The sequence below is a fragment of the Saccharothrix sp. NRRL B-16314 genome (assembly GCF_000716595.1).
Lineage (GTDB): Bacteria > Actinomycetota > Actinomycetes > Mycobacteriales > Pseudonocardiaceae > Actinosynnema.
In genome coordinates this window covers 258,880-282,083 of sequence record NZ_JNXC01000004.1, presented here as the reverse complement: position 1 = coordinate 282,083, position 23,204 = coordinate 258,880, and the positions used below count along the sequence as shown (strand labels likewise).

The 23,204-nt window shown below is 70.3% G+C and carries 19 protein-coding genes; 13 read left to right on the top strand and 6 right to left on the bottom strand.

Translation table 11 applies throughout. The features are described 5' to 3' along the window. The first annotated feature begins 196 nt into the window (after window positions 1-196). Both OQ02_RS46645 and OQ02_RS11135 read left to right on the top strand, forming a co-directional pair. Window positions 197-319, top strand: a complete 123-nt coding sequence (locus tag OQ02_RS46645; protein WP_269321610.1) for a hypothetical protein — start codon at window positions 197-199, stop codon at window positions 317-319. Between the two features lie 280 nt (window positions 320-599). Continuing rightward, window positions 600-1,715: a DUF418 domain-containing protein gene (locus OQ02_RS11135; protein ID WP_033438234.1), complete on the top strand. Its 1,116-nt coding sequence runs from the start codon at window positions 600-602 to the stop codon at window positions 1,713-1,715. Window positions 1,716-1,799: 84 nt separating this feature from the next. Here the strand turns inward: OQ02_RS11135 and OQ02_RS11130 are convergent, their stop codons facing one another. Then, the gene (locus tag OQ02_RS11130; protein ID WP_231499961.1) at window positions 1,800-2,588 is read right to left on the bottom strand and encodes a helix-turn-helix domain-containing protein; all 789 of its coding nucleotides are present in this window, start codon (window positions 2,586-2,588) and stop codon (window positions 1,800-1,802) included. A 107-nt stretch (window positions 2,589-2,695) separates the two neighbouring features. Here OQ02_RS11130 and OQ02_RS11125 point away from each other — a divergent pair, with 107 nt between their 5' ends. Beyond that, window positions 2,696-3,046: a VOC family protein gene (locus OQ02_RS11125; RefSeq protein WP_033438232.1), complete on the top strand. Its 351-nt coding sequence runs from the start codon at window positions 2,696-2,698 to the stop codon at window positions 3,044-3,046. An 84-nt stretch (window positions 3,047-3,130) separates the two neighbouring features. On the opposite strand, the gene OQ02_RS11120 is transcribed toward OQ02_RS11125, so the two are convergent. The 4 genes from OQ02_RS11120 to OQ02_RS11105 all read right to left on the bottom strand — a co-directional run bounded on the left by OQ02_RS11120 (window position 3,131) and on the right by OQ02_RS11105 (window position 10,327). Continuing rightward, window positions 3,131-5,326, bottom strand: a complete 2,196-nt coding sequence (locus tag OQ02_RS11120; RefSeq protein ID WP_033438231.1) for a discoidin domain-containing protein — start codon at window positions 5,324-5,326, stop codon at window positions 3,131-3,133. Window positions 5,327-5,465: 139 nt separating this feature from the next. Further along, window positions 5,466-6,509, bottom strand: a complete 1,044-nt coding sequence (locus OQ02_RS11115) for a LacI family DNA-binding transcriptional regulator (RefSeq protein WP_033438230.1) — start codon at window positions 6,507-6,509, stop codon at window positions 5,466-5,468. A gap of 5 nt (window positions 6,510-6,514) precedes the next feature. Next, window positions 6,515-8,893 (bottom strand): glycoside hydrolase family 3 C-terminal domain-containing protein, encoded by a 2,379-nt coding sequence (locus OQ02_RS11110; RefSeq protein ID WP_051772163.1) that lies wholly within the window; start codon window positions 8,891-8,893, stop codon window positions 6,515-6,517. 270 nt (window positions 8,894-9,163) lie between these two features. Continuing rightward, window positions 9,164-10,327 (bottom strand): ROK family transcriptional regulator, encoded by a 1,164-nt coding sequence (locus OQ02_RS11105; protein ID WP_197043289.1) that lies wholly within the window; start codon window positions 10,325-10,327, stop codon window positions 9,164-9,166. A gap of 270 nt (window positions 10,328-10,597) precedes the next feature. Here OQ02_RS11105 and OQ02_RS11100 point away from each other — a divergent pair, with 270 nt between their 5' ends. Genes OQ02_RS11100 through OQ02_RS11075 form a run of 6 tightly spaced genes read left to right on the top strand, consistent with a single transcriptional unit; the run spans window position 10,598 to window position 17,844 of the window. Next, a complete protein-coding gene (locus tag OQ02_RS11100; protein WP_033438227.1) occupies window positions 10,598-12,256 on the top strand; it encodes an ABC transporter substrate-binding protein in 1,659 nt (552 codons plus the stop codon). Continuing rightward, window positions 12,253-13,401 (top strand): ABC transporter ATP-binding protein, encoded by a 1,149-nt coding sequence (locus tag OQ02_RS47130; protein WP_033438226.1) that lies wholly within the window; start codon window positions 12,253-12,255, stop codon window positions 13,399-13,401. Before OQ02_RS11100 ends, OQ02_RS47130 begins: the two co-directional genes overlap by 4 nt. Next, window positions 13,398-14,378, top strand: a complete 981-nt coding sequence (locus OQ02_RS11090; RefSeq protein WP_033438225.1) for an ABC transporter permease — start codon at window positions 13,398-13,400, stop codon at window positions 14,376-14,378. The genes OQ02_RS47130 and OQ02_RS11090 overlap by 4 nt, the downstream gene beginning before the upstream one ends. Before the next feature lie 3 nt (window positions 14,379-14,381). Next, the gene (locus tag OQ02_RS11085) at window positions 14,382-15,365 is read left to right on the top strand and encodes an ABC transporter permease (RefSeq protein ID WP_051772153.1); all 984 of its coding nucleotides are present in this window, start codon (window positions 14,382-14,384) and stop codon (window positions 15,363-15,365) included. After that, window positions 15,362-16,402 carry an ABC transporter ATP-binding protein gene (locus OQ02_RS11080; RefSeq protein ID WP_033438224.1) on the top strand — a complete coding sequence of 347 codons (1,041 nt, stop codon included), beginning with the start codon at window positions 15,362-15,364 and terminating at the stop codon, window positions 16,400-16,402. Before OQ02_RS11085 ends, OQ02_RS11080 begins: the two co-directional genes overlap by 4 nt. A 41-nt stretch (window positions 16,403-16,443) precedes the next feature. Then, window positions 16,444-17,844 (top strand): GH1 family beta-glucosidase, encoded by a 1,401-nt coding sequence (locus OQ02_RS11075; RefSeq protein WP_051772152.1) that lies wholly within the window; start codon window positions 16,444-16,446, stop codon window positions 17,842-17,844. A gap of 56 nt (window positions 17,845-17,900) precedes the next feature. On the opposite strand, the gene OQ02_RS11070 is transcribed toward OQ02_RS11075, so the two are convergent. Continuing rightward, complete coding sequence (locus OQ02_RS11070; protein ID WP_033438223.1) at window positions 17,901-20,036, bottom strand: discoidin domain-containing protein; 2,136 nt, start codon at window positions 20,034-20,036, stop codon at window positions 17,901-17,903. A gap of 186 nt (window positions 20,037-20,222) precedes the next feature. Between OQ02_RS11070 and OQ02_RS11065 the strand changes: the two genes are divergently transcribed. The 4 genes from OQ02_RS11065 to OQ02_RS11050 all read left to right on the top strand — a co-directional run bounded on the left by OQ02_RS11065 (window position 20,223) and on the right by OQ02_RS11050 (window position 23,099). After that, a complete protein-coding gene (locus OQ02_RS11065; RefSeq protein ID WP_033438222.1) occupies window positions 20,223-21,137 on the top strand; it encodes a DUF1996 domain-containing protein in 915 nt (304 codons plus the stop codon). 10 nt (window positions 21,138-21,147) lie between these two features. After that, on the top strand, window positions 21,148-21,669 hold the full coding sequence (locus tag OQ02_RS11060; protein WP_033438221.1) for a hypothetical protein: 522 nt from the start codon (window positions 21,148-21,150) through the stop codon (window positions 21,667-21,669). Next, a complete protein-coding gene (locus tag OQ02_RS11055; RefSeq protein ID WP_033438220.1) occupies window positions 21,666-22,418 on the top strand; it encodes a DUF427 domain-containing protein in 753 nt (250 codons plus the stop codon). Before OQ02_RS11060 ends, OQ02_RS11055 begins: the two co-directional genes overlap by 4 nt. 78 nt (window positions 22,419-22,496) lie before the next feature. Further along, entirely contained in the window at window positions 22,497-23,099 is a 603-nt protein-coding gene (locus tag OQ02_RS11050) for a uracil-DNA glycosylase (protein WP_051772151.1), read from the top strand. The last annotated feature ends 105 nt before the right edge of the window (window positions 23,100-23,204 follow it).

Here is a 23,204-nt window from a genome sequence, read left to right as displayed (position 1 = left end):
ACCTCCGCCCGGCCTGGCTCTTCCCACCGCGGCAACGCCGCGCCCGCCCACCCCAACAACCACACGCACCACCACGACAACTCCCACCACGACCCGACCCGCACCCGCGCAGCCGGCCGAGCCACCAACCCCACCACCCACTGCGCCGCCACCCACCGCCCCACCACATCGCGCCCTCGACCTGCCGGAACGACGGGTGGAATCGCTGGAGCAGATGGACAACGTCGTGCGAGATCAGCGCCGCTGGGGCCTGACCGCGCTCATCCTGATCCTCGTCGCCGGCGCGCTCGCCCGGCAGGCCGCGAACCGGCGGCGGTAACCCCGACCGCACCAGCCCCGATGGCACCAACCGCTACCGCGCCAACCGGTTCCGCGCCAACCGGGACCGCGCCAACCTCGACCGCGCCAGCCGTCACCGGTGACGGGTGCCCGTCAATCCCTCGAACACCGCGTCGGTCGAACCCATCGCGCGTTCACCGTGTCATCCGAACGGTCGCCGGTGTCCTCCGAAGGTGCGACCCCGGCGCAGACCATCGGCCGACGCCAACCCACCCACCCCCGCCCTAACTTCGCTTGCACAAGGAATTGCGGAGGGGGACATGGGCGGACGCATCACGGCGTTGGACGTGTTGCGCGGGGTGGCGATCCTGGGCACGTTGGGGACGAACGTCTGGGCGTTCACGCACCCGGGAGGTCCGGCCGGCTTCCTGGCGGATTTCGGCGACCCGGCCGACGCGTTGTTGCGCATGGTCACGAACGGCAAGTTCCTCGGCCTGCTGTCGATCCTGTTCGGCATCGGGCTGGCGATCCAGCACGACTCGGCGGTGCGGCGGGGGCTGCGGTGGCCGGGCTGGTACCTGTGGCGGTCGGCGCTCCTGCTGTTCGAGGGCCTGATCCACTACGTGCTGATCTTCGAGTTCGACGTGCTGATGTTCTACGCGATCGTCTCGGTGCTGGTCGCCTACCTCGTCGGCCGGAGCTCCCGGGTCGTCATGGGGTGGATGGTCGGGATGGGCGCGGTGCACCTCGCGTTCGTCGGCCTGCTCACGGCGGCGATGCTCGCCGGTGTGGCGCAGACGAGCGATCCGACGATCGCGGTCAGCACTGCCAGTTGGTGGGGGCAGGTGCAGTCACGGATCGACCTGTTCGCGGTGTTCCGCGCCGAAGGGTTCTTCGTGCTGCCCCTGAGCGGTGTGCTGTTCCTGGCCGGCGTCCGCCTGTTCAAGGCCGGTGCACTGGAGGACTCGTCGCGTGGGGCCCGCATCCGGCGTCGGCTGGTGGTGTGGGGACTCGGCGTCGGCGTGCCGCTCAACGTGCTGACGACGCTGGCCGGCCCGGAGTGGTTCGCGGTCGACCGGTACGTGTGCGCACCGCTGGTCGCGTTCGGACTGCTCGGCGCGATCACCGCCTTCGTCCACCACGCGGGGGCGCCGGGGTTCCTGCGCCGGGGCGTGACGGCGGTCGGCCGGTCGGCGTTGAGCTGCTACATCGGGCAGAACGTGATCGCGTCCGTGCTCTGCTACCGGTGGGGCCTCGACCTGGCCGCGCGTTTCGGGCACCTCGGCGCGTGGTTCGCCGCAGGCACGTGGCTGGTGGTCTCGGCGTTGCTGATGCTCGGCGCGTCGTGGTGGATGAAGCGGTTCACCCGCGGCCCGGTGGAAATCCTGTGGGACCGGGCCTACCGGGCGCCGCAACGGCAACCCGCCACCACCTGACAGCACAGCGACCTGCCCGCAGAGCGGCCTCACAGCAGAGGAAAGAGGCGCCCGTCGACCACCTGGCCGGCGGGCGCCCCACCTCTATCCCGGCCTCACGAGCAGTCGGCGCAGCGCGGTCGGGGTGTGACCGAGGTGGTCGCGGACGGTCCGGGTCATGTGGGCCTGATCGGCGAAACCCAGGTCCGCCGCCATCCCGGCCAGGTCTTCCTCGCCCGCCTCCAGCCGTTCGACGGCCTGACCGACCCGCACCCGATTGCGGAACCTGGTCAGCGAGACGCCGACCTCGCTGCTGAACGCCCGGCTCAACCGGTACGGCGACACCCCGAGCGACCCCGCCAACGGCACCAGACCGGCGGATTCGGGTGCACCGGCCAGCACCGCCGCCCGTGCCGCGGCCACCACCCGGCGGTCCGCCGCACCCGGCAGCGGGCGGTTCGCGACCCGACCCACGGCCGCGCCCACCATCCGCACCAGCCCTTCGGCCACGCCGAACTCCACGTCACCGCCGGCCACCACCCGCCGGTGCGCCAACTCCACCGCCGCGTCCACGTAGAACGCCGTCCGCGCGGGCCGCTCCTCACCCACGATGGACCGCCACAACCCCGGCCCCAGCCACACCGCCGTGCACACGTCCCCACCGGCCGGGTGCGCGAACTCCGCCTCCTCGCCCGGCACGTTCAGGTACGCCGTGCCCGGCTCCACCTCGAACACCCCGTCCCGTGCCCGCCGCCGGAACCGCCCTCGCCGCACGAGCACCATCACGTGCTCGTCCACCACCTCGGACCCCGACCACCCGGGGTGTGAATCCACGCAGGTCACGGCGTCGACCCTGAAGTCGGCCGACGCCGCGAGCGATACTGGGGTGCGCACGTCGGCCAAGGTACGCCGGGGGTCCGACAAGAAAGTTCAAGACCGGCCCTGCGCCGACCGGGGAGGCTGCACACCGTCACCAAGCAGGGACCGAGAAGGGATCCGCCATGCGCCTCGCCACGATCATCCTCGACAGCGCCGATCCGGCGAAGCTAGCCGAGTTCTACACCGCCGCCACCGGCTGGCAGCCGAGCTACACCGACGACACGTTCGTGTTCATCGGGGACAGCGGCTCGGTGCGGCTCGGGTTCCAGCGCGTCGCGGACTACCAGGGCCCCGGCTGGCCGGACGACCGCAAGCACGCCCACCTGGACTTCACCGTGCCCGACGTCGACCAGGCCGTGACGACCCTCGTGGGGCTCGGCGCGCGGAAGCCGGACTTCCAGCCGGGCAAGGAGGACTGGACCGTCCTCGCCGACCCCGAGGGCCACCTGTTCTGCCTCTCCAAGGGCGAATGACCCCGTGGGCCGATGACGAGGAACCGCCCCGCCGGGAGGCTCGGCGGGGCGGTTCGTCAGGGTGCGGCTGTCACGATCAGGTGATCACGGGTAGTTGACCACGTAACGCTGCTGGGTGGCCAGGTTCGCCGTCCCGCCGACGCCGTTGATGACGTTGCTGATCGTGCCGACGCCGCCGAGCGACACCGTCACCAGGTCGTGCATCCGGACGCCCGCCGTGTTCGGCACCTCGAACCCGTTCGCGGTGACGATGCTCGGGTCGGCCTGGTTGAAGGCGTACACGCCCATGCCCCAGCCCTCGTGCGACGTGACGTGGTTCGCCACCTTGTAGCCGGCCCAGCCGGGCTGGGAGCCGTTCATCCACGACGCCTGGTTCGGCGGGTCGTACGGCAGCTCGTTCTGGTAGAAGTACGTGCGACCGCCGTTGCCGTTCCACAGCGTGTTGTACTGCTGGTAGTGCTCGACGAACAACCCGTACGCGGTCACGTTGTCGCCGTTGACGACGACGCCGTTGCGGCCGGTGTTGACGGTCCAGCCGGTCGGGCTCGTGCCGTGGTCGGCCCGCCACACCCACGTGTGGTCCACGATCACGTTGTCGCTGTTGATCTCCAACGACACCGTGGCCTTACCGGCCTGGGAACCGCCGACGCGCAGGTACACGTCGTGCAGCGAGGTCGGGTTCGAGGTGTGCGCGGCGGTCGAACCGGTCGGGCCGACCTGGAGCAGCACGGGGGAGTTCTGCACACCGGCGTCCACCAGGAAACCGGCCAGCTTCACACCGTCCACATCGGACACGGCCATCGCGGCCTTGCCGATGTCGGGCGACAGGGTCGCCAGACCGAGACCCAGCACCACGGTGTTCGGCCGCGTCACGTTGATCGTGTCGTTCAGGTGGTGCACACCCGGCGTCAGCAGCAGGTGCTTGCCCTGCGCCAGCGCCGCGTTGGTCGTGGCCACCGGCGTACCCGGCTTGACGATGAAGAAGTCCGCCAGCGAGAGGGACTGACCGGCGGGCGCGCCCGCTTCCCAGCTCGTGCCGCGGGCGTTCTGCCGCAGCGCCGGGACGAACACCTTGTACTCGTCGTTCTCGAAGTACAGGAACGGCTTCTCGCGCACGACCGGCGTGGTGTCGACGGTGGTGTGCGACGGGTTCGGGAAGTGCTGCGGCGGCGCGCCGGGCGAACCGACGAACATCATGTTCCACACCGACCCGCTCCAGCCGCCCGCGAGGTTGCTGTTGCGGGTCAGGAACTGCTGCTGCGAACCGGACACCGCGACGCCGTCGATCTTGCTGTCCACGATCAGGCCGCCGGACGCCCAGCCGTCGCCACCGTTCCACAGGTGGATCTGGCCGCGCAGGTGCATGCGCCGGTACGCCGCCGCCTGCGACACCGCCCACCGCTCGATCTGGTTCGACGGCAGCGTGACGGACATGTTCTCCGCGCCACGCCAGAAGTTCTGCGTCGCGTTGCCCAGGTTGTCCGGGTTGTCACCCTGCTGCAACCAGTCCGCCTCGACCCGCACGTGGCCGTTGATGTTCACGTCGTCCGGGCGCAGGCCCAGACCCGCGACCTGCGTGTAGAACCGCAGGTTCACGTCGGCGTTGTACGAGCCCGGCTTGAACAGCACCGCGTACCGCTCGGGGCCGAACTGGTTGGTCTTCATCTGGGTGGCGATGGCGTTCAGCCGGTTCTGCATGTCGACCTGGGACGAACCCGGTCCGTAGACCAGCACGTTCGGCCCGAAGTCGGGGTTGCGCGGGTCGGTCGGGGGAATGGTCACGCCGCCAGTCTCGGAGTTGACCGCCAACTCCCACAACGAGTAGCCGTAGCCGGTGGAGCGCGCCGTGCCGTACACCCGCAGGTAGCGGCCGGTGCCCGACATGGTCAGGTTCTGCACGCCGCCGGTGCTCGTGGCGGTGGAGTAGACGGTGTTCCAGGTGGACGCGTTGTCCGACAACTGGACCTGGAACGCCTTGCCGTACGCGGTTTCCCAGTTCAGCGTGACGCGGCAGACCGTCTGCGTCGACCCGAGGTCCACCTGGATCCACTGCGGGTCGGAGAACGCGCTGGACCAGCGGGTGCCGGTGTTGCCGTCGACCGCGGCGGTGGCCGGGGTGCCGCCGTTCTCGACGGACGACGCGGTGGCCGGCCGGTTCAGCGCGGCGTTGGTGGTGCCGCACTCGGCGGCCTGGGCGGAGATCACGGGGGTGAGCGCCGCGGCGAGCCCGAGGGCCAGCGCGGCGGTCAGCAACCGTGACCGGGAACGGGGAGAGCTCATGGTCCTACCTGACGAGGTAAGGGGCACGTGGATGGCCCGGGAGCAATGCCTCCGTGGCACCGGAGGCGCTGAGAGAGCGCTCTCTCGGAGCGTAACGCCAGGGTCACGACAACGTCAACGACAACATCGTCAACGTGGCTCAGGCGGACTCGCGCACCATCAACGTCGGCTCGAAGATCACGGATTTCGGGCGCAGTCCCGGTTCTTCGACGTGCGCCATCAGCAACCGGGCCATCTCGGCCGCCATGTCCTCGACCGGTTGCCGCACCGTGGTCAACCGCGGCCGGCACACCAGCGCAGGGCTGCTGTCGTCGAAACCCACCAGCGCCACGTCGTCCGGCACGCGCCGCCCGTGCTTCTGGAGCACCAGCAACGCTCCCTGCGCCATCAGGTCGTTCGCGGCGAAGACGCCGTCGATGTCGGGGTGCTCGGCCAGCAGCCGTTCCATCGCCGCCTCACCGCTCGCGGACGTGAAACCGCCCTCGGCGATCGGGACGTACGGGAAACCGTGCCGCGCCATGGCATCCCGGAACCCGGTCAGCCGGTCCTGGGACGCGGGCACGTCCAGCGGACCGGCGACCGTCGCGACCTGCGTGCAGCCCGACTCCACCAGCCGGTCGGCGGCGAGCCGCGCCCCGGCCTGGTGGTCGAGGTCGACGTAGCTGATCGGGATCGGCCGGGCGGGTCGGGCGAACAGCACCGCCGGGATCTTGGACTCCACCAGCCGGACCGGCAGCGGGTCCTCGGCGTGGGTGGACACGAGCAACGCGCCGTCCGCGCTGCCCTGACGCAGGAACGCGAGCACGTCCTCCCTGGCACGTTCGGTGTCCGCGATCATCAGCACCGGGTGGACGCCGCGCGGGCGGAGGAACCCGAGCACGCCGCCGGCGACCCGTCCGAAGAACGGATCGGCCAGCACGCGCGCGGCGAAGGCGTCCTCTTCACCCGGATCACCAGCGCCCGACATCACCAGCGCGATCGTCCCGGCCCTCTTGGTCACCAACGACCGGGCGGCGCGGTTGGGCGCGTACCCGGTCTCGTCGATGGCGGCGCGCACCAGCTCCTGGATCTTGACGTCCACGTTCCGGGTGCCGTTGACGACCCGGGAGACCGTCGCCCTGGACACGCCGGCGACCCGCGCCACGTCTTCCAACGTCGGCGGGGTCGTCGGCGGTCTGCTCATGCGGCCTATTCTGCCACGCGTGGAGAGCGCTCTCCGATCGTGAGGGGTGTGTCGCCCGCCGACGGCCCGACCAGCAGCGTGAACCCGCCGGGCTCGGTCACCCACCCCTCGGGCGTCCAGTGCTGGTACGCCCGCTCCGGCACCTCGACGTCGACCTCGACCGTCGCACCCGGTGCGGCTGTCGCGACGGCCCACCCGACCAGCCGGCGCTCGGGCCGTTCGACCTCGCTGTCGGGCCGCGTCACGTACACCTGGACGACCTCGCGCCCGACCCGTTCCCCGGTGTTGCGCAGCCGGACCTTCACGCCGGCGGCGGTGGCCGTGACCTGCTCGTACGCCCAGGTGGTGTACCCGAGGCCGTGGCCGAACCAGTACGCGGGCTCCCGTTCGGCCCGTCGCCAGGCCCCGTAGCCGATGTGGAGGCCTTCCTCGTAGCGCAGCACCCCGCCCTCGGGCACGACGTTCGACACGGGCAGGTCTTCCTGGTCGGCGGCCCAGGTGGTGGGCAGCCGACCGCCGGGCTCGCGGACGCCGAACAGCACGTCGGCCAGCCCGTGCCCGGCCTCCTGCCCCGGGAACCACGTCAACAGCACCGCGGCGACCTCGTCCCGCCAGGGCAGCTCGACCGGGCCACCGGAGTTGACCACGACGATCGTCCTGTCGTTGACCGCGAGGACCGCGCGGACCAGGTCGTCCTGCCGTCCGGGCAGGGCGAGGGACGTGCGGTCGAAGCCCTCGCTCTCGATCTCGTCGGTGGTGCCGACCACGACCACGGCGACGTCGCAGGCACGGGCCAGCTCGACGGCCAGCGCCAGCTCGTCGGCCTCGCTCAGCCGGGGCGGGTCGGCCGCGAGCACGGTCGCCGTCCCGGTGTCCTTGCGCAGCTCGCGACGGGCCACGAGCTCGACCGTCGTGCCCGCTTCGAGCCGCACGTCCGCGTGCCGGTACGGCGGGGTCAGGTGGATGACGGCCGGGTCGTCGGTGTCGAGCGGGACGTCCTCGTCCACCACTCGCACGCCGTCCACGTCGAGCGTGAGGCGGCCGAACCCGGCGATGGAGAGCCGCCACTCACCGTCCACGTCCACCGCGAGCTTGCCGTGGACCTCGACCGCGTGCGCGCCGTCGACCAGCGGGATCTCCAGGACCCGGCCGAGGAGCCGGTGCTCGGCGGTCAACTCCGCGCCGTCGGCGTCGAGCAGCCGGGCCAGCACGCCGGGTTCGTCGAGGTGCGGGTGGCGTGCGTTGGCGGTGGTCAACGGCGCGGGTCGGTCCGCCAGTCGCACGCCGGTGGTGTGGACGACTTCGGTGACCTCCTTCAGCCCGTCCACAAAGGACACCACGGACTCGGGGTAGACGCCCGCGCTGCCACCGCCCTGGATGCGGGCGGTGGCAGCGTTGGGGCCGAGGACGGCGACCTTCGCGCCGGGGGACAGCGGAAGGGCGCCGTCGTTGCGCAGCAGGACGGTGGCCGCCGCCACCGCTTCGCGCAACAGCTCCCGCGGTGCCTCGACCTCGGGTTTCGTCGCCGTGGTGCCGTTGAGCGCGCCGACCCTGGCGGCCAGTCGCAGCAACCGTTCGACTTTCAGGTCGAGCGCGCTCTCCGGCACCTCGCCGCTCTCGACGGCTGCCGCCAGGTCGTTCCACGGGCTTTCGGGACCGGGCATGGCGAGGTCCTGGGCGGCGAGCGCGGCGTTCGTCGAGCGGACGGCGCCCCAGTCGGAGACGACCAGGCCGTCGAAGCCCCAGGAGCCCTTCAGCGGCTCTTCGAGGAGCGGGCTCTCGGACATGGTGGCGCCGTTGACGCCGTTGTAGGCGGACATGACCACCCAGACGCCTGCTTCGACGGCGGCCTCGAACGGCACCAGGTAGACCTCGTGCAGGGTGCGTTCGTCGACGTCGGCGTTCAGCGTCATGCGTTCGGTCTCGGAGTCGTTGGCGACGTAGTGCTTGGCGGTGGCCGCGACGCCCCCGCCCTGGACGCCGGTGATGTAGGCGGCGCCGATGCGCGCGGTGAGCAGCGGGTCCTCCGAGTAGCACTCGAAGTGCCGTCCGGCGAACGGTGACCGGTGGAGGTTGAGCGTCGGTGCCAGCAGGACGTCGACACCCTTGCGCCGCGCCTCGGCCGCCAGCAGCCGTCCGAGCCTGCGCACCAGGTCCACGTCCCAGGTGGCGGCCAGGGCGGTGGGCGACGGCAGCGCCAGGGAGGTGCTGCGCTCGTCCCACCCCTGACCGCGCACCCCGATCGGCCCGTCGGACACCACGATCGACCGCAGCCCGATGTCCGGTTCGGCGTGCGTCCGCCAGCCCGTCGCCCCGGTCAGCAGCCGAACTTTGCGCGTCACGTCCAACTTGCCGACCAACACGTCCAGGTCCAACCCGTCCACCACGACCCCTAACCGTCGGAGAGCGCTCTCCCGTCCAGCCTCAGCCCAACCACGCGCCCTGTCAACCACCCCGAGCGTTGAACTCACCCGTTCCGAACGTAGGACTCACCCGCCGCGAACGTAGGACTCACGGGACGCGAACGTAGGACTCACGCCAACCTCGCGTGAGTCCTACGTTCAGGGCGCGTGAGTCCTACGTTCGGAACGGGTGAGTCCTACGTTCGCGTCGGGTGAGTTCAACGCTCGGGAGGGATGGGTTCGACGTTCGGGTCAGGCGATGTCGGCGCGGACGGCGAGCTTCCGGGGGTCGGCGGCGCGGTCGAGCAGGGCGGCGACGGGGAGCGTGGCGGCGCCGACGGCGACCGCGTCCGGGCCCAAGTGGCCGAGTTCTATGGAGATCTGCTCGTACGGGTGGCGCAGCGCGTGCGCACGGGTGGCGGCGACGATCCGGTCCAGCTGGTGGGCTCCCAGCGCCTGACCGGCCCAGCCGCCGAGCACGATCCGCTCCGGGTTGAACAGGTTCACCAGGTTGGCGATTCCCGCGCCGAGGTACCCGGCGGTCTCCTCGAGCACCCGCGCAGCGGTCTTCGAGCCGGCCGCGGCCTCGATCAGGGCGGCCACGGTGGACTGCTCGTCGACGCCGGTCAGGGCACGTCCGCGGGCCTTCCGGTAACGGTCGAGGATGCCCTCGGCGCCCACGTAGGCCTCCAAGCAGCCCAGAGCACCGCAGCGGCACGGCCGGCCGCCGTACACGATGGTCGTGTGCCCCCACTCGCCGGCCGAGCTGGTCGCGCCCCGGTAGACCCCGCCGTCCGTCACGACGGCGGCACCGACGCCGGAGCCGATGAGGGCTATGACGACGTGCTTCGCCCCACGGCCGGCGCCGAACCACATCTCGGCCTGCCCCTGCGTCTTGGCCCCGTTCTCCACGTACAGCGGCCACGCCGACTCGGAGGCGTCGGCCACCAGCTCCTCCAGCCGCACGCCGTCCCACCCGATCGTCGGGGCGTGCACGACAGCCGTCGCGCCCTGCTCCACCGTGCCCGGGACGCCGATGCCGACACCGAGCACGGTCGACGCCGGCACGCCCGCCGCGTCGACCACGTCCCGCACCGACGACGCGATCAGCGACGCCACGGCGGAGGGGGAGGAGGGTGAGAGGGCGTGGTCGAGGGCGGCGAGCTGGGTCAGCGCCAGGTCGAACAGCTCGACCTTGATCCCCGTCTCGCCGACGTCCACCCCGATGACGTGCCCGAAGTCGGGGTTGACGCGCAACAGCACCCGCGGCCGGCCGCCGTCCGAGTCGACGGAACCCGCCTCGACGACGAGCCCCTCGTCCACCATCTCGCCGGTCACGGTGGACACCGTCGCGGCCGACAGCCCGGACCGGCCCGCCAGCTCGTACCTGCTCAGCGGACCGTCGAAGAACAGCATCGACAGCAGGGTCGACCTGTTCTGCCGACGCAGGTCGCGGACGGTGGTGCGCTTCGGTGCCACGCCATGGACCTTAGTTTGCGACTTAAAATTAGTCTAAGTTTGTAACCTGTTCGTGATTGACGTGACTTGTCTCACCGGGGTTGAGTCTGCAACGACACGGGACGCGAGCAGCGTCCCAGCCGCGTGGCACCCGCGGCCCGGACTCACGACAAGCAGGACAGCACCACAAGAGCGCTCGCCCTTCACCCCGTCCGACAAGGAGAACCCATGCGACTCAGGCGAACGTCCGCCCTCGCCGTCGCGGCAGCCCTGCTGTTCTCGGCAGCCTGTTCGTCCACGAACCCCGGCACGAACAGCGCCAACGAAGGCGTGCTGAACGTCGGCATGCCCAACGGTCCGCAGACCGAGAACAACAACCCGTTCCTCAACACCTCCGCGGCCAGCTCGCTCGGCTACCGCCGGCTGCTCTTCGAGCCGCTGGCGATGGTGAACGAGACGAAGCCCGCGGAGAAGCCCAAGCCGTGGCTGGCCACCGAATGGGAGTGGGCGGACAACTTCCACAAGCTGAGCCTGACCGTCCGCGACGGCGCGACGTGGTCGGACGGCAAGCCGCTGACCGCCGAGGACGTGGCGTTCACGTTCGAGCTGCTGAAGAAGAACCCCGGCCTGAACGTCGACTCCGTGCCCTACGACAAGGTCTCCGCCTCCGGGAACAAGGTCGACGTCGAGTTCCCGCGGTCGCAGTTCGTCAACCAGAAGAAGATCCTCGAACAGCTGATCGTGCCCAAGCACATCTGGTCGACGCTCGCCGACCCGAGCACCGACACGATCAAGACCCCCGTCGGCAGCGGCCCGTACACGCTGAAGTCGTTCACGCCGCAGACCGTCACCCTGGCCGTGCGCGACTCGTACTGGCAGGAGCTGCCGAAGGTCAAGGAGGTCCGCTACACCTCCTACAGCGACAACAACGCGCAGACCACGGCCCTGGCGACCGGCGCGGCCGAGTGGAGCTTCGTGTTCATCCCGAACTACGAGGCGGTCTACACCTCCAAGGACCCCGAGCACTACAAGCTCTACTTCCCGCCGGTGCTCGGCATCCACGGCCTGTGGTTCAACACCAAGGTCAAGCCGTGGGACAACCCGGCCCTGCGCCGCGCGGTCAACATGGTGATCAACCGCGACGACATCTTCACCCAGGGCGAGGCGGGGTACTTCTACCCGAAGGTCGACAACATCACCGGCATCCCGACGCCCGCCGGCGACTCGTACATCGCGCCCGAGTTCAAGAGCGAGATCGTCACGGTCGACGTCGAGGCCGCGAAGAAGGAGCTGACCGCCGCCGGCTTCACGTTCGAGGGCGACAAGCTCAAGGACCCGTCGGGCCAGCCCGTCACGCTGAAGATGACCGTGCCGTCCGGCTGGTCGGACTACGTGACGAACCTGGAGATCATCAAGGACAACGTCTCCGAGATCGGCATCGAGGCCACGGTCGACCTGCCGAACGCCGACGCCTGGAGCAAGGCGCTCGACACCGGTGACTTCCAGGCCGCGCTGCACTGGACCAACAACGGTCCGACGCCGTACGACATCTACGAGAACATCATGAACGGCGCGCTGTTCAAGCCGATCGGCGAGGGTGGCATCAACGGCAACTACGGCCGTTACGAGAACCCCGAGGCGACCGTGCTGCTCAACGAGTACGCCAACGCCGCCGACGACGCCACCCGCACCGCGGCGATCCACAAGCTCCAGCAGATCTTCGTGCGGGACATGCCGGTCGCCATCACCTCCGCGGCGAACGCGGGCGGCCAGTACAGCACGAAGAACTGGGTCGGCTGGCCGGACGAGTCCAACCAGTACGCGCCGCTCCAGCCCACGCTGGAGAACGCGCTCGACGTCGTCCTGCACCTGAAGCCGGCCGCATGACGACGAGCACCGCACCGTCGGCCTCCGGGACCACTGATGTGGTCCTGGAGGCCGATGGCCTGACCAAGCACTTCCCGGTCCGCAAGCGCGGGCGTGAGCTGCTGTCCCGGAAGGTGCGCTCCGTGCGCGCGGTCGAGGACGTGACGCTCAGGCTGCACCGCGGCCGGGTCACCGCGCTGGTCGGCGAGTCCGGTTCGGGCAAGTCGACCGTGGCCCGGCTGCTGGCCCAGCTCTACCCGCAGACGAGCGGCACGATCCGGTTGCACGGCGAGGCGGTGTCCGACGCCGCCGGCGGCAAGAGGTTCCGCGCGTACAGCAAGCGGGTCCAGATGATCTTCCAGGACCCGTTCGCGTCGCTGAACCCCGTGCACACCGTGCGCTACCACCTGACCCGGGCGTTGCAGATCCACGGCAACGCGGGCAAGTCCGCGACCGAGCGGGAAGAGGCGCTGACCCACCTGCTCACCCGCGTCCAGCTGACCCCGCCCGAGCGGTACATCGACAAGTTCCCGCACGAGCTGTCCGGCGGTCAGCGCCAGCGCGTCGCCATCGCGCGCGCCCTCGGCGCCGACCCCGAGGTGCTGCTGGCCGACGAGCCAGTGTCCATGTTGGACGTCTCGATCCGGCTCGGCGTGCTGAACCTGTTGAAGGACCTTAAGGAACGCCTGCGCCTCGCGATCCTCTACATCACCCACGACATCGCGTCGGCGCGCTACTTCGCCGACGAGACGTACGTGATGTATGCCGGGCGGGTGGTCGAGGGCGGCGAGAGCGAGGCCGTGACGCAGCGGCCCGCCCACCCGTACACGCAGCTGCTCATCGAGTCCGCGCCGGACCCCGACCGGCCCGCCGCGCAGGAGAAGGACGGCGGCACGGGCGAACCCCCGAGCCTGATCAACCCGCCGGAAGGCTGTCGGTTCAACCCGCGCTGCCCGTTCGCGATGAAGGTGTGCGCCGAGAAGGTGCCGCCCCGGTTCGCCATCCCCGCGGACAGCGCCATCCCCGCCGACAGCGCCGACGGAACCGACAGCGCCGACGGCGCGGTAGCCGATTCGACGGCGCACTTCGCCGCGTGCTGGCTCTACGGCGACGGCCTGTCCGAAGCGGACAAGGCCAGGCTGCGCGAGCCCGAGGAGGCGTTGTGAGCTACCTCCTCAAGCGGATCGCGTTCTACGTGTTCACGGCGTGGGCCGCGGTCACCATCAACTTCCTCATCCCGCGCGCCATCCCCGGCGACCCGGTGCAGGCGCTGATCACCCGGTCCCGCGGCCAGATGACCAGCGAGGCCGTGCAGTCCCTGTACGTGCTGTTCGGGCTGGACAAGGACGCGAGCCTGGTCGAGCAGTACTTCACCTACCTGGGCCAGCTGCTGCGCGGCGACCTCGGCCTGTCGTTCACCTACTTCCCGTCACCGGTGTCGCAGGTCATCGGTGACGGCCTGCCGTGGACGCTCGGCCTGGTCGGCATCACCACCGTGCTCGGCTTCCTCATCGGCACGGCGCTGGGCACGGGCATCGGCTGGCGGCGCGGTTCCTGGGCCGACGCGCTGATCCCGGTGACGACGTTCGTGTCGTCCATCCCGTACTTCTGGCTGGGCCTGATCGCGATCGCGCTGCTGACCGGTCCGGACAGCTTCTTCCCGGCCTCGGGCGCGTACGACGGCGGTCTGGTGCCCAACCCGGACCCGCAGTTCATCGGCAGCGTGCTGCGGCACGGCATCCTGCCCGCGTTCACGATCCTCATCTCGTCCATGGCGGGCTGGATCCTGTCGATGCGCAACATGATGGTCACGGTGTCCTCCGAGGACTACGTGACCGTCGCGCACGCCAAGGGCCTGTCCGACCGCCGGGTGATGGTGGGCTACGCGGCGCGCAACGCGCTGCTGCCCAACGTCTCCGGTTTCGCGCTGTCGCTCGGCTTCATCGTCGGCGGAACGCTGCTGGTGGAGATCGTGTTCTCCTACCCGGGGCTCGGCCTCCAGCTGTTCCAGGCGGTCGGCGCCAAGGACTACCCGCTCATGCAGGGCGTCTTCCTGATCATCACGTTGTCCGTGCTGCTGGCGAACTTCCTCGCCGACGTGGCCTACCTCGCGCTCGACCCGCGCACCCGACGGGAGGGCTGAGCAGTGACCGTCGTTCCCTCCACCGCGGCGGCGACCCCGGCCGCGACGCCCGTGAAGCGCCGCAGGCTGAGGTTCGTGGCCAACCGCAAGGCCTCCATCGGTCTCGCGGTCCTGGGCTTCTTCGCCCTGCTCGCGATCATCGGACCGTGGATCGCGCCGTACGACCCGTCGGGGCGCAGCAGCGACCTGCTCCAGGGGCCGTCGACCGCGCACTGGTTCGGCACCACCCACCTCGGCCAGGACATCTTCAGCCAGGTCGTGGTCGGCACCCGCAGCGTGATGGTGGTCGGGTTCATCGCGGGCCTCGTCGCGACGATCCTGTCGATCCTCGTCGGTGTCACGTCCGGCTACCTGGCCGGAGCGGGCAGCGAGATGCTGTCCGCGCTGTCCAACGTGTTCCTGGTGCTCCCGGCGCTGCCGCTGATGATCATCATCACGTCGACGCTGCCGGAGACCAGCACGCTCACCATCGCGCTCGTCATCGGCCTCACCTCGTGGGCCTGGGGCGCACGCGTGCTGAGGGCGCAGACGCTGTCGCTGCGCGGACGTGACTACGTCGAAGCCGCGCGGGCCACCGGCGAGAAGACGTGGCGGATCATCCTCTTCGAGATCCTGCCCAACCTCACCGCCGTCATCGCCTCCGGTTTCGTCGGCACGGTCATCTTCGCGGTGACCCTGGAGATCACGCTGGCGTTCATCGGCGTCGGCGCGGGCGGCGACTGGAACTGGGGCACCGTCCTGTACTGGGCGCAGAGCCAGCAGGCCCTCGCACAGGGCGCCTGGTGGTGGTTCGTGCCCGCCGGCCTCGCCATCGCCCTGCTGGGCACCGCCTTGTCGCTGGTGAACTTCGGCATCGACGAGTTCGTCAGCCCACGGCTGCGCGGCGGCGGCAAGACGAACGTCAAGACCGCAGACGGCCGCACGGTGCGGATGCGCGTCGGCTTCACGCCGGTGCTCGGCAACGCCGAAGGAAGGGAGGGATCGTGACCGACGCGGTGCTGGAGATCCGCGGTCTGAACGTGGACTACGGCCTCGGAGACGAGGCCGTGCACGCGGTCCGCGACGTCGACCTCACCCTCCACCGGGGCGAAGTGCTCGGCCTGGCGGGGGAGAGCGGCAGCGGCAAGTCGACGCTGGCGTACGGCCTGACCAGGCTCCTCCCGCCGCCGGGGGTGATCGCGGGCGGCGAGGTGCTCTACCACCCGGACGGCGGCGCACCGGTGGACGTGCTCCGGATGACCCTGCCGGAGCTGCGGAAGTTCCGCTGGGCCGAGACCGCGATCGTGTTCCAGGGCGCGATGAACTCGCTCAACCCGGTGCACCGGATCTCGAGCCAGCTCACCGACGTGATCAAGGCGCACGACCCGCGGAGCACGCCCGCGTCCCGGCTGGCCCGCGCCCGCGAGATGCTGCGGCTGGTCGGCATCTCCGCCGACCGGCTGGACAGCTACCCGCACCAGCTGTCCGGCGGCATGCGGCAGCGCGTGATGATCGGCATGGCGCTGGCGCTGGAGCCGAAGGTCGTCATCATGGACGAGCCGACCACCGCGCTGGACGTGGTGGTGCAGCGGCAGATCCTGCGCCAACTGGTGGAGCTGCGCGAACGGCTGGGCTTCTCGGTCGTGTTCATCACCCACGACCTGTCCCTGCTGGTCGAGTTCTCCGACCGGATCGCGATCATGTACGGCGGCCGGATCGTGGAGGAGGCCACCTCGGCCGACCTGTACCGCGACCCGCTGCACCCCTACAGCCACGGCCTGCTCAACTCGTTCCCCGCCCTGCGCGGACCGAAGCGCGAGCTGACCGGCATCCCCGGTTCACCCCCGGACCTGCGCGCCATGCCTCCGGGCTGCGCGTTCCACCCACGCTGTCCGCACGCAATGGAGCGCTGCGGTGTGGAGGTACCGGTGCTCGGCATCCCCGGCGACGTCCGATCCGGTCACGACGCCGGGGCGAACGAGCCTGCACCCGCCGACCGCACCGTGGCCTGCTGGCTGCACCCCGTTCACGACGACGGGCTCTGAACCCCTCCACCAAGAGGGGTTCCGACCTCCAGAGGAGATCAATGGACACCACGGCGCCGATCGTCGGGCACGACCCCGCGATCGACACCCTGCCCGCCTCGTTCCGCTGGGGCGTGGCGACCTCCGCGTACCAGATCGAGGGGGCGCACGAAGAAGACGGTCGCGGACCGTCCATCTGGGACACCTACTGCCGAACGCCCGGCATGGTGCACAACGACGACAACGGTGACGTCGCGTGCGACCACTACCACCGGATGCCCGAGGACGTCGCGCTGATCGGCTCGCTCGGCGTGGACACCTACCGGTTCTCCGTCGCCTGGCCGCGCGTGCAGCCGGGCGGCAAGGGCCCGGTCAACGCGCCCGGCATGGCGTTCTACGACCGGCTCGTGGACGAGCTGCTGGCCAAGGGCATCGACCCGTGGGTCACGCTCTACCACTGGGACCTGCCGCAGGAGCTGGAGGACGCGGGCGGCTGGCCGGTGCGCGACACCGCCTACCGGTTCGCCGACTACTCGATGCTCGTGTTCGACGCCCTGTCCGACCGGGTGCGCCACTGGACCACGCTGAACGAGCCGTGGTGCTCGGCGATGCTGGGCTACTACGAGGGCCGCCAGGCGCCCGGCAGGCAGGACTTCGGGTCGGCCATCCACGCCGTGCACCACCTGCTGCTGGGCCACGGCCTGGCCACGCAGCGCATGCGCGAGGCGGCCACCGAGCCGATGGAGTTCGGCATCACGCTCAACATGGGCCACGCCGCGCCGGCCTCCGACAGCGAGGCCGACCACGACGCGGCCCGCCGGGCGGACGGCCTGTCCCGGCGGATCTACCTGGACCCGCTGGTGCGCGGCGACTACCCGGCCGACGTGGTGGACGACCTCAAGGCGCGCGGGGTCACCATCCCGGTCGAGCCGGGTGACCTGGAGATCATCAAGCAGCCCATCGACGTGCTGGGCGTGAACTACTACTCCAGCTCGATGTTCTCCGGGGTGGACGAGGACGGCAACACCGAGGACGCCGACGGCGTCCCGGTCTGCCGGGAGGTGCGCTACGGCCGCCCGGTGACCGCGATGGACTGGGAGATCGTGCCTGAGGGGTTCACGAGGCTCCTGGTCCAGATCGGCGAGGACTACCCCGGCGTGCCGATGGTCATCACCGAGAACGGCGCGGCGTTCGACGACAAGGCCGACGAGAGCGGGTTCGTGCGGGACGACGACCGCACCGGTTACCTGGACTCGCACATCGCGGCGGTCGCCAAGGCGCGCATCGAGGGTGCTGACATCCGCGGGTACTTCGCGTGGTCCCTGATGGACAACTTCGAGTGGTCCTACGGCTACGACAAGCGGTTCGGCCTGGTGCACGTGGACTACGAGACGCAGGTCCGCACGCTCAAGGGCAGCGCGCTGTGGTACCGGGACACGATCCGTCGCGTCCGCGGCAGCTGAGCGGACGACCGAGGGGCCGGGGGGAAGTTCTCCCCCCGGCCCCTCGTCGTTCCACGTCAGCGCCGGTAGACGCCGAACTCGTAGAGCGAGTAGCCCCAGCCCGTGCCGCGCTGGGTGGCGTGCAGCCGCACGTACCGCGCGGTGGCCGTCACGTCGATCGAGTCCACGCCGCCGTTCCCGGTGGTCGTGCCGTGCACAGACCGCCACGTGGTCCCGTCGTCGGACACCTGGATCTCGTACGCCCGGCCGTAAGCGCCCTCCCACACCAGCTGGACGTGGTTGAACGCGGTCGGCGCGCCCAGGTCGACCCGGACCCACTGCGGGTCCGCCCAGTCACTGGCCCAGCGGGTCGTCGCGTTGCCGTCCGTGGTGTTGCTCGGCGGGAACGGCGCGCCGTCGCCCACCTGCTGGTAGGACGACGCCGTGGTCGGCTTGCCCTGCGCCACGTTCACGCCCGCCGGCTGCGGCGCCACGACCCGGACCGACTTGGTCTCGATGCCGATGTTGCCGCGGCCGTCCTCGGCCATCACGTACACCTTCCACACCCCGAGCCGGTCGGGCGCGGTGACGCTCAGCCGGTTGCCGTCGACCTGCACGGGCGTGAAGCCGAGACCGCCGCTGTTGTCGATGTACTTGCTGTTGAACGCCGCCGACCAGGTGATCGCGTCGCCGTTCGGGTCGCTCGCGGCCACGTCGATGTCCAGCCGCGCGCCCGCCGGGACGCTCGTGGGCAGGTTCATGCCGGTGATCACCGGCGGCGTGTTGGCCGGAGTCGCACCGCCGAACGCCCGCTGCACCGCGTAGAACGACAGCCGCTTCTTGCCCGCCGGGGTCAGGTTGAACCACACGGCGCCGAAGTCGTACTCCGTGCCGTAGTGGAACAGCGTGCCGCCGAACGACACCCCGGTGTGCCCGGTGATGCAGTTCCACGCCCGGGTGTAGCCATCCCGCTTCTGCACGTCGGTCGGCTCGCTCGGCACGCCGTTGACGTCGTTCGGCACCTCCCACTCACCGGCCGGACCGGCCTCGGTGAGGATGTACGGCTTGGTGTGGCCGCCGTCGATCCAGTCCTGGCGGACCTTGCACACGTTGCCGTAGGAGTTCACCGAGTACAGGTCGAGGTCGGGCGCGTGCGCCTTCAGGTACGTCCACGCGCCGGTCCACGCGTCGGTGTTCGTCACCGGGTGGTCGGTGTCGATGGCGTGGATGGCGCGGGCCGCCTCGTTCACGTACTTGGCGTAGGCGACGCGCTGGTTCTCCAGCTCGGTGCCCGAGTAGCAGTTCTGCAGGCCGAGGATCGACTCGTTGCCGACGTTCCACATGAGCACGCCGGGGTGGTCCTTGTAGGTGGTCACCCACTGCTTGATCGTGTTCAGCATGTCGTTCTTGTAGGTCGCGTCGGTGACGTAGTTGACGCAGCCACCGGAACCGGGGCCGCCGCCGGGCTGCAACCAGAAGCCGTTCATCACCCTCAGGCCGTTGGCCGCCGCCGCGTCGAGCAGCGGCTTGGTCGAGCCGTCCGTGCCCCAGGTGCGCAAGGTGTTGACGCCCATGGACTTCAGTTCCGGCATGTACCGTGCCGCGTCCGCGGCGGGCGGACCCCAGGTGAGGCCCTTCACCGTCCACGGCTTCCCGTCGACGGTGAGCTGCCAGTTGCCCTGCGAGCCGGTGACGCGCACGCCGTCGCCGGGCGGGGGAGTGGTGCCCTGCGTGCCGTAGACGCGGAACTCCCACAGCGAGTAGCCGTAGCCGTTGGCGCGCTGGGTGCCGTACACGCGCACGTACCGGCCGGAGCCGGTGACGTCGAAGCCCTGCTTGCCGCCGGTGCCGGAAGTGGTGGTGTGGACGGGGGTCCACGTGCTGCCGTCGGCGGAGACCTGGATCTGGAACGAGGTCCCGTACGCGGCTTCCCAGTCCAGCTCGACGCGGCTCAGGGTGGACGTGGCGCCCAGGTCGACCCGAAGCCACTGCGGGTCGCTCCACGCGCTGGCCCACCGCGTGCCGCCGTTGCCGTCGACGGCCGCCGACGCGGGCGTGCCCGCGCCTTCGAGCGACGACGCGGTGGCGGGCTTGCCCTGGGAGAGGAGCTCGGGTGCCGCGGTCGCCGTGCCCGGGACTACCGCGAGTCCTATGACCAGGGCGAAACCCACGAGCGGTGCGAGCACCCTGCGTGCGGATCGGAGGCGGTGCATGGCATCTCCTGCCGGATTGTCGGATCGAGGTGCGGGAGAGCGCTCTCTCAACCCGAGTCGAAGTGTTACGAACCGACTACGGATCTGTCAATGACGTGCCTATTGACACTCGGGTGGCGCAGCGGGCAACCTCATTCGGGAGAGCGCTCTCCCAGCCACGTTCCCCACGTCGGCAGGAGGACACAGGTGTCCCGAAAACTCCGCGCGCTGGCCGCAACTGCTGCGGTCGGCCTACTTTCCACCGTACTGACGGTCTCCACCCACTCGGCGCAGGCCGATGAGCTGGTCACGCACCACGAGTTCCAGGCCAACTGCTCGGTCACCACGCACCGGCCCGACGACCCGATCGTCTTCCCCGGCCTGCCGGGCGCGTCGCACATGCACACGTTCCTGGGCAACCAGTCCACGGACGCCCGCAGCACCATCGACTCGCTCAAGGCCGGGCAGACGAACTGCCGGACGCCCGACGACAAGTCCGCGTACTGGTTCCCGTCGCTCTACAACGGCGACCAGATCGTGCCGCCGAACTTCCCCCAGGTCATCTACTACAAGTCCGGCATCCTGAAGTACCAGGAGGTCCGGTCGTTCCCGGCCGGCATCCGGTTCGTGGTCGGCAGCCAGAACGCGACGCAGGAGCAGTTCCGCACCGCGCCCGGCGCCGTCGAGGGCTGGGAGTGCGGCAACAGCGCGCACAACTGGGACTTCCCGTCGTACTGCCCGCCGGGCACCCAGCTCAACGTCCGCTACCAGGCGCCGAGCTGCTGGAACGGGCGCGACCTCGACTCGGCGGACCACAAGTCGCACATGGCGTACCCGGACCGGGCGACGCTGGTGTGCCCGTCCACGCACCCGGTGCCGGTGCCGATGATCGAGTTCAAGATGGCCTTCCCCGTGGCCGGTGACATGTCACGGGTCCGGCTGGCCAGCGGACGCGGCTACACCTGGCACTACGACTTCATGAACGCGTGGGACGGCCCCACGCTCCAGGCGCTGGTCGGCCACTGCATCAACGGCGGCCTCCAGTGCGACCCGCGCGGGTACGACCAGTACAAGCCGCACCGGGGCGCCGCCCTCGGCCCGGACTACCGGTTGCCACGATGAGGATTCCGAGTTGAAGACCTTCCCGGCCACCCCAGGGCGCTTCCGGGCGCTCTGGGGTGCCACCCTGCTGCTCCTGGTGGCGTGCTCGTCGCCGGAGCCCGTGACGTCGTCGCCGTTCAACACCACCGACACCGCGTGGATCCAGCTGATGGTCCCGATGAACGAACAACTCCTGCCCGCCTTGGACCTCGTGCCGCCCGCGCTCGCGGCGTTCGCGGCCGACCTGCGGGCGTCCCACGAGCAGGAGCTGGTCGCCCTGAAGCGGTTGCGCGCCCGTGCGGGCCTGCCGGACGCGAACCCGCACGTCGGTCACCAGATGCCGGGCCTGGTCTCGGAAGCGGACCTGGCCGCCCTGCGCCTTGACCCGTCCGGGCTGCCCGCGAAGCTGCGCGAGCACTTGGGGCAGTCGGCGCTGCTGGCGCGCGGCGAGCAGGACAGCGGAGCCGATCAGGAGACCCGCGAGCTGGCAGGGGCGATCACCGCGAAGCGCGCCGCGCAGACCGCCGAACTCGGCGTAGCTTCGAGTCCATGAGTGCTGCGGAACGCGGACGGGTGCGGGTGGAGGCCGGGGCCAAGCGGGTCCGGGCCTACCTGGCGGGCGAGCTGGTGGTGGACACGACGCGGCCCGCGCTGGTGTGGGAGAAGCCGTACTACCCCACGTACTACCTGCCGGCCGAGGACTTCCGGGCCGCCCTGGTGCCCACCGGCGAGGTGAAGCGGTCACCGAGCCGGGGCGACGGCCAGGTGCACGACGTGAAGACGACGTCCGGTGGCGCGGCCGGTGCGGCGCTGCGCTACCCGGACTCGCCCCTCGAACCGCTGCGCGACCTGGTCCGGTTGGAGTGGGACGCGATGGACGAGTGGTTCGAGGAGGACGAGCCGGTCTACGTCCACCCGCGCGACCCGTACACGAGGGTCGACGCGCTGCGGAGCAGCAGGCACGTCCGGGTCGAGGTCGGCGGCGTGGAGGTGGCGAACTCGCACCGCCCGGTCATCCTGTTCGAGACCGGTCTCCCGGCGCGGTACTACCTGCCGATGACGGACGTCCGGCTGGACCTCCTCCGGTCGACCGACCTCCGCACCCACTGCCCCTACAAGGGCACCGCCGAGTACTGGTCCGTGGTGATCGGCGACGACGTGCACGAGAACGTCGTCTGGGGCTACCGGACGCCCCTGCCGGAGAGCGGGCAGGTCGCGGGACTGGTCGCGTTCTACAACGAGAAGGTCGACACGTACGTCGACGGCGTCCTCGAAGACCGGCCGAGCACGCCGTTCGGCTGATCCCGTTCGGCTGGACCGCGAGGTGCCGCCCGGACGGCGGATGGCCGGACCTCTGCCGTCCGGGGACGCTTGCGGACCATGGACGTCTTCCCCTCCACCCCGAGGGCCCACCGCAACCCCGTGGTCATCGCTCGGAAGATGGCCCTCCTCAAAGCGCCGCACATGGCGAAGCTGACGGAGTTCGCCCAACGCATCGCCACCGAGCGCAAAGCAGACGTGCCGCTGTTCGACCCGGCGAGCGGCGGCGTCAACTCGAAGGTGCTCCTCCTGCTGGAGTCACCGGGGCCGGCGTCGGCCAAGTCCGGCCTCAACTCCCTGGACAACGACGACCCGACCGCCGCGAACGGCTTCAGCGCGATGGCCGAGGCGGGCCTGTCCCGGCGGGTGTGCCTGAGCTGGAACGTGGTGCCCTGGCACCTGTCCAACCGCGAGCCGACGCCCGCGGAGCTGCGTGCGGCGGTGCCGTACCTGGTGGAGCTGCTCCGGATGCTGACCGGTCTGAAGGCGGTCGTCGTGCTCGGCAGGCCGGCGGGCACCGGCTGGACGCTGTCCGGCCGGGGCCACAAGCTGAAGGTGTTCAACGCGCCCCACCCAGCACCGCTGTCCATCAACCGCGACCGCGCCGGCCGGTGGCCGCAACTCGTGGACGCCTTCCGCCAGGCCGCCAAGGCGATCGACTGACCGGACGGGCTCGGAATCGGTACACCGCGCTTTCCCCCGCGGACGTGTCGATTCCGAGCGCTCCCCTTCGTCGTACGGGTAGAGACACCCGAACACTGAGGGGAA